Source organism: Neisseria sp. P0019.S002, from assembly GCF_051957155.1.
Classification (GTDB): Bacteria; Pseudomonadota; Gammaproteobacteria; order Burkholderiales; family Neisseriaceae; genus Neisseria; species Neisseria perflava.
Genome location: NZ_JBQCWS010000118.1, coordinates 1 through 457, shown reverse-complemented (window position 1 = coordinate 457; position 457 = coordinate 1). Strand labels below are relative to the sequence as shown.

At 52.1% G+C, this 457-nt stretch carries 1 protein-coding gene; it reads left to right on the top strand.

The window, feature by feature from the left end; genetic code table 11:
- Positions 1-105: 105 nt before the first annotated feature.
- A partial coding sequence (locus tag ACTHTY_RS11855) for a uroporphyrinogen decarboxylase family protein (protein ID WP_440367826.1) occupies positions 106-457 on the top strand: 352 nt, incomplete at its 3' end.

The following is a 457-nucleotide window of genomic DNA, read 5'->3' as shown; positions in this document are numbered from 1 at the left end:
AAATCTACAACAGAACCAACTATTTAATCATTGCAGACGGCCTCAATACATATCTAAGGCCGTCTGAACTTTGTCCAACACACCAAATCAGAAAGCCTCTCTACCATGACTGCTCTGAAAAACGGCACTTTCCTCCGCGCCCTGCTCAAACAGCCTGTCGAATACACGCCCATCTGGATGATGCGCCAAGCCGGACGCTATCTGCCTGAATGCAAAGCCATGCGCGCGCGCGCAGGCAGCTTTCTCGATTTGTGCAAAAACACCGAGCTGGCAACCGAAGTTACCATCCAGCCTTTAGACCGCTTCGATTTAGACGCGGCAATTCTGTTTTTCGACATTCTGACCGTCCCCGACGCCATGGGTTTGGGTCTGTATTTTGCAGAAGGCGACGGCCCGAAATTTGAACGTGCTTTGCAACACGAAGCCGCCCTCGCCAAACTGCAAGCTCCCGACGTGA